The following is a 6,172-nucleotide window of genomic DNA, read 5'->3' as shown; positions in this document are numbered from 1 at the left end:
GCGCAAAAGAGGCGGCGAAAAAAACCGGCCACGCGGGCCGGTTCGGGAGATTGCTACGGTCAACCGGAAATTTTGCCCAATTTTGAAAAGGGCTGAATCCGGCGGCGCTGTTCAGTCGAGGTAGTAGCCAACACCGAGCAGGCTGTTGTCGACGCGCTGGATGAACGAGCGTTTGCGCTCGACGGCGTTGGTGATCGGGTTGCGCCAGACGTAGTCGACGACGCCCGAGCCCTTGCTTTTTGCCAGGTCGATCATTTCCTGGACCAGGGGATGACCTTCGACATCGTGCAGATTGAGCGCATCGGTGCCGGTCCACGCCGGGTTCACGCCGTGCGCCTCGAATTTTCCGCTGTCGAGATTGACGGCGAAGACATAGAGATCGTCCCGCACGAAAGCCCCCCGGCTGTCGTTGAACGCCTTGGTGGCGTTGCTCAGGCCGTTCTGGATGGCGAAAGCGACAGCCTCGCCGAGCAGTTTCTGGGCGTCGAGCGCCGTGGCATGCGGCGAGTAGTAGCCAACGCCGAGAATGTAGTCGCCGGAACGGTACAGCCAGGCGTTCTTCGGCTCGACATGATTGGTCTTGCGATTGAGCCAGACGTAGCGGATGCGTGCCTCGCTCTGCTTGTCGGTGACGGCGATCATGTGGCGGAAGAGCGGCGTGCCGGCGGCGTCGACGCTGTCGAGCACATTGAGGCCGACCAGCGTGTCGGGCGCCGCGCCGTTGGCGATATAGGTCCCTTTGCGGTCGATGACGTAGACGTAAAGGTCTTTTTTGACGAAAGGCCCTTGGCGGCTGCTGAAGGCGTCCCAGGACTTTTCCGGGCCGTTGGCTTGCAGGTATTTCACGGCCTGATCGAACAGGGCACGGGCTTCACGCGGGGTGGCGCGCTCGCCGGCCAGGGCGGTGCCGCAACAGACGGCCAGCAGGAAGCCGGCGAGAGACGCCGCCAGACGGGCGGCGAGTGAGGTTTTGGGCATGGACGGAGACTCCAGAAGGTTGGGCCGGTCAGACAGCGGCGCGGCGACTGCTTATTTCAGCGAGAGGATCCAGGAAACCAGTTGGCGGGTGTCGGCCGGGCTGATGGCGACGGCGTTGGGCGGCATGGCGATGCCGGAAACGCGGTTCCGCCAGTGGCTGGAATAGGGGTTGGAGCCTTCCTGGACAACCCGGGTCAGGAAATCGGTGGCGCCCGGTTTGCCGCGATACTGGGCGGCCACGTCGATCCAGGCGGGGCCGATCGGCTTCATGCCGTCGGGGCCGGGTTTATCCTTTTCGATGCCGTGGCAGGTCGTGCAGCCGCTGCTCGTGGCGAGTTTCTTCATCTCGCCATCGAGCTTGGCGTCGGCCAGGGCGGCGGAGGAAATCAGGCTGCAGGCGAGCAGCGCGGCCAGTGTGGGGTGACGGAACATTGCGGTACTCCGGTTTGTTGATTGTTGAAAGGGGCGGGGTTCAGGCATTGATGGCTCTGCTCATATCCACCAGGCCATGCCGTGCAGCCAGGTGAAGCAGCTTGAAATCGTTGTCGGCATTGAGTTTCTGCCGGATCAGGGTGAGGTAATTCAACACTGTTTTCGGGCTCAGGTGCATCGAGTTGGCGATGCCGTTGGCCGATTCGCCGTGCGCCAGCATGCGCAGCACTTCGAATTCGCGCGGTGTCAGATGGGCCAGGGCGCCGTCGCCGTCGACCGCTTCTGCGGCCAGTACCTGGGCGATTTCCGGGGAGAAGACGCGCTTGCCGGTGGCGACGCGGCGAATGCCATCGATGACGTCGCCGGGCTCGCAATATTTGGTCAGGTAGCCGAGTGCGCCGCTACGCAGGGCTTGGGTGATGTGGCCGGCGCCTTCGTGCATGGAGAGGACAAGCACCTTGAGGCCGGGCTGCCGGGCCAGCATGCGGCGGATGGCTTCGATACCGCTGCTGCCGCGCAGGCTGAGGTCGACCACGGCGACATCGGCGGCGGTGTGCATGATCAGCGCATTGGCCTCGTCGGCGCTGGCCGCTTCGCCAACCACCAGCAGGCCGGGCTCGGCGTCGAGCAGGCGGCGATAGCCGGTGCGGACGACGGCGTGATCATCGACCAGAATGATGCGGATCATGGTTGCGCCTCCTCAGTTTCTTCATTGTTGAGCGGCAAGCGAGCCTGAAGGTGCAGCCCAACTGATGCGTTGCTCTCGATTTTTAGATTGCCTCCTGCCATTTCCAGCCTTTCCGCCATGCCGAGCAAGCCGCCACGGCGCGCCGGGTCGGCCTCCGGCAGGCCTTTTCCATCGTCTTCCACACTCAGGTACAGCGCATTTCGTGCCAGTTCAAGGCGGATCCGACAGTGCCGTGCGCCACTGTGGCGAACGACATTGGTCACCCCCTCTTGTACCACGCGGTAAATGACCAGCGCAGTCGATTCGTTCAGCCTGGGCAGTTCGGCCGGCATCTCAAGGTCAAACGCAATGCCACACGCGCGCAGCTGCCAACTGCTCACCAATTCGCGCAGGGCGCTGGCCAGACCGAGCGCATCGAGGCCATGCGGCCGCAGGCGCTTGAGCATGGCGCGCAACTGTTCGCCGCTGGTCCGCACATCGCGCCGCAGGTCTTCGGCGCATTCAGCGATGCCGGGCGGTGCCAGTCGCGTCGCGTTGCGTTCGAGAAAGGCGGCGGTCACCCCGATGGCGGTTAGCGTTTGCCCCATCTCATCATGCAATTCCCTTGCCAGAGCGTGCCGTTCCTCTTCCTGCACGGCAATGAGCTGGCGGGCGAGCTCGTGCTGGGCGGCACGGGAGTCCGCCAATTTGCTGGCCAGCGCATCAATCGCGCTGGCCACGCGGCGAAATTCGCGCAGGGCAAAAGGCGGCATGGCGGCATCGGGGGCGTTGTCGGCCAGGCGCTCCAGGCCGGCCTCCAGTTCGCGCACCGGGGTCAGGGCGCGATCAGCCGACCACCAGGCAGCGAGCAGGGTTGCTCCAGAATAGAGCAACAGGGTGATGCAAATTCGAACAGTGTCGGCCAGACGCTCCTCGATTTCGGAGTTCGGGTTGGGGGCGATGGTCAGGGTTTGTTCGCCGAGGCGGATGGTCTGGGCGGTGGCATGCCGGGCGATGCCGAGCAGTGGGGCGAGCCAGTGCGGCTTTGCCTCGGTCTTGGCCGTTGCGTCATCGAGGTGGATGCTCAGGTGGCGCAGGCCGGCATCCTCGAACAGGGTTTTGAGTTCGGCCCGCTTGCTGGCCTGGGCCTCTCCTGCTTTGAGCAGTACCGTGACCAGCTGCTCCGAAGCGGCCACTTCGGCCTGAATGTCGCCGCGCAGGGAGTAAAGGTTGATTGCAACGGCCACCAGCATCAGCCCGGCGAGCAGCCCGCCGAGCCAGATCACCAGTCGTCTTCGCAGATCCATGTCGCCCCCTTTTTTATATGCAACGAAACTCAGCAGGTTTCGTACCGGGCCGCCAAGTGGGTTGCGAAGCCGGTCGGGAATTTTTCCCGGTTTGGCGGTGAGCTTGTCCCGAGACTTTGGCCGAAGACGCTTCCTATACTCGGCTCGCCTGTCGGGATAGATGGGCCGGCCCGATGTTTCGGGGACGTCACGACACTTCTTAGGAGACGAATTAAAAAATGAATTCAACCCGGTTCAATCCCCGCCAGACCTTCATTGCCGCGCTGGTCGCCGCCACTTTCTGCTCGCCGGCCATGGCGACCAAGACGGTGAGTTGGGAGGATATTCTCAACGATGACAAGACCACCAGCGATGTGCTGTCCTACGGTCTGGGTATGAAGGCGCAGCGGTTCAGCCCGCTGGCTACGGTCAACACGAAAAATGTCGAAAATCTGGTGCCGGCCTGGAGTTTCTCCTTCGGTGGCGAAAAGCAGCGCGGCCAGGAAGGCCAGGCCTTGGTGCACGATGGTGTGATTTACGTCACCAGCTCGTATTCGCGCCTCTTTGCGATCGACGCGCGCACCGGCAAGCGCCTCTGGGAGTACGAAGCCCGCCTGCCGGAAGACATCCGCCCGTGCTGCGACGTGGTCAATCGCGGCCCGGCCATTTACGGCGACAAGGTCTTCTTCGGCACGCTCGACGCCAGCATCGTGGCGCTCAACAAGGACACCGGCAAGGTGGTCTGGAAGAAGAAGTTCGGCGACCACAAGATCGGCTACACGATGACCGGCGCGCCCTTCGTCGTGAAGGACGAAAAGAGCGGCAAGGTGCTGCTGGTGCACGGCTCGTCGGGTGACGAGTTCGGCGTCGTCGGCTACCTGTTCGCCCGCGATCCGGATACCGGCGAGGAAGTCTGGGCCCGCCCGATGGTCGAAGGCCACATGGGCCGCCTGAACGGCAAGGACAGCACGCCGACCGGCGACGCCAAGGCGCCGAGCTGGCCGGAAGGTGCGGACGGCAAGAAGGTCGACGCCTGGAACCACGGCGGTGGTGCACCGTGGCAGACGGCGAGCTTCGACGTCGATAGCAACACCGTGGTCATCGGTGCCGGCAACCCGGCGCCGTGGAATACCTGGCACCGGACCAAGGAAGGCGACGACCCGCGCCACTGGGACAGCCTGTTCACCTCCGGCCAGGCCTACGTCGATGCCAGCAGCGGCGAGCTGAAAGGCTTTTTCCAGCACACGCCGAACGATGCCTGGGACTTCTCCGGCAACAACTCGGTGGTGCTGTTCGAGTACAAGGATCCAAAGAGCGGCAAGCTGATCAAGGCCTCGGCCCACGCCGACCGCAACGGCTTCTTCTTCGTGACTGACCGCGAAAAACTGGCCAAAGGCGCCGGCTACCCGAACAAGCCGACCTCGCTGATTGGCGCCTGGCCGTTCGTTGACGGCATCACCTGGGCGTCCGGTTTCGACCTGAAGACTGGCAAGCCGATCGAAAAGGGCAACCGGCCGCCGGCCCCCAAGGCGGGCGCCGACAAGGGCGATACCGTCTTCGTCTCGCCGCCTTTCCTCGGCGGCACCAACTGGATGCCGATGAGCTACAGCCAGCAGACTGAGCTGTTCTACATCCCGGCCAACCACTGGGCGATGGATTACTGGACCGAAAAACTCACCTACAAGGCCGGCTCCGCTTACCTCGGCCAGGGCTTCCGCATCAAGCGTCTGTACGATGACCACGTCGGCACCCTGCGCGCCATGGACCCGAAGACCGGCAAGATCGTCTGGGAACACAAGGAGAAATTCCCGCTCTGGGCCGGCACCATGACCACCGCCGGCGGCCTGTTGTTTACCGGCACCTCGGACGGCTACGTCAAAGCCTTCGACGCCAAGAACGGCAAGGAATTGTGGAAGTTCCAGACCGGCTCCGGCGTGGTTTCCGTGCCGATCACCTGGGAAATGGACGGCGAGCAGTATGTTGGCATCCAGTCCGGTTACGGCGGCGCCGTGCCGCTGTGGGGCGGCGACATGGCCGACCTGACCAAACAGGTAACGCAGGGCGGCTCGATGTGGGTCTTCAAGCTGCCCAAGTCGCTGAAGAACTGAGCGTTTCGTCCAGACGAATCATTCCCGCCGCAAGCCGGATTCCCCCGGCTTGCGGATTGCCCGCCAGCGAGGCTGGGTCAGCGCTGCATGGACGCTGACTCAGCCTGGGAATGCCTTGGATCGAGGCTCATTTCAGGAAACGATGATGCTCAGATACTTCATTTTTGCCCTTTTTTTCGCGTCGACCGTAGCCATCGCGGCCGAACCCTTCGCGCCGCTGGTCATCAACGGCTGCGGCATCTGGCCGCACACCCGCTGCCCGGGGGCCGACCTGCGCCACGCCCAACTGGCCGGCCAGAACCTGGCCGGGGCCGACCTCAGCGGCGCCCAACTCGCGCGGGCCGATCTGCGCGGTGCCAACCTGGCCGGAGCCAATCTCGACGGGGCCGACCTGAGCGGGGCCAGGCTGAACAAGCTCAGCGCGCCGACGGCGACCTTTCGCGGCGCCAAATTGATCGGTGCCGATCTCGAATTCGCCCGCCTGTTCCGCACCGATTTCACCAACGCCGACCTGACCGCCGCCAACCTGGAAGCGGCGAAAGCCAATTTCGCCTGGTTTGTCGGTGCCCGCCTGACCAATGCCAACCTGCAGGAAACCAAATTCTTCACGGTCAACTTCCGGCAGGCCGATCTTTCCGGCACCTATCGCCGTTTCGCGGTCTTTCACGATGCCGATTTCGCGGGCTGCACCGGCTGCCCGA

The 6,172-nt window shown here is 63.7% G+C and carries 6 protein-coding genes; 2 read left to right on the top strand and 4 right to left on the bottom strand.

Annotation, left to right across the window (positions count from 1 at the left end):
* Positions 1–111: 111 nt before the first annotated feature.
* The 4 genes from ADADOO_RS14700 to ADADOO_RS14685 are packed head-to-tail and all read right to left on the bottom strand — an operon-like array spanning position 112 to position 3,384.
* Positions 112–978, bottom strand: coding sequence for a cache domain-containing protein (locus tag ADADOO_RS14700; RefSeq protein WP_511278255.1), 867 nt, complete (start codon positions 976–978; stop codon positions 112–114).
* A 51-nt stretch (positions 979–1,029) separates the two neighbouring features.
* Positions 1,030–1,410, bottom strand: a complete 381-nt coding sequence (locus ADADOO_RS14695; RefSeq protein WP_511278254.1) for a c-type cytochrome — start codon at positions 1,408–1,410, stop codon at positions 1,030–1,032.
* 40 nt (positions 1,411–1,450) lie between these two features.
* A complete protein-coding gene (locus ADADOO_RS14690; RefSeq protein WP_511278253.1) occupies positions 1,451–2,098 on the bottom strand; it encodes a response regulator in 648 nt (215 codons plus the stop codon).
* Entirely contained in the window at positions 2,095–3,384 is a 1,290-nt protein-coding gene (locus ADADOO_RS14685) for a histidine kinase (protein ID WP_511278252.1), read from the bottom strand. The genes ADADOO_RS14690 and ADADOO_RS14685 overlap by 4 nt, the downstream gene beginning before the upstream one ends.
* Before the next feature lie 218 nt (positions 3,385–3,602).
* Here ADADOO_RS14685 and ADADOO_RS14680 point away from each other — a divergent pair, with 218 nt between their 5' ends.
* Positions 3,603–5,471, top strand: coding sequence for a methanol/ethanol family PQQ-dependent dehydrogenase (locus tag ADADOO_RS14680; RefSeq protein ID WP_511278251.1), 1,869 nt, complete (start codon positions 3,603–3,605; stop codon positions 5,469–5,471).
* A 145-nt stretch (positions 5,472–5,616) separates the two neighbouring features.
* A partial coding sequence (locus tag ADADOO_RS14675; protein ID WP_511278250.1) for a pentapeptide repeat-containing protein occupies positions 5,617–6,172 on the top strand: 556 nt, incomplete at its 3' end.

It is taken from the genome of Azonexus sp. (assembly GCF_036170495.1).
Lineage (GTDB): Bacteria > Pseudomonadota > Gammaproteobacteria > Burkholderiales > Rhodocyclaceae > Azonexus.
The sequence above is the reverse complement of the archived record's forward strand: the minus strand, read 5'-3'. Positions and strand labels throughout refer to the sequence as shown.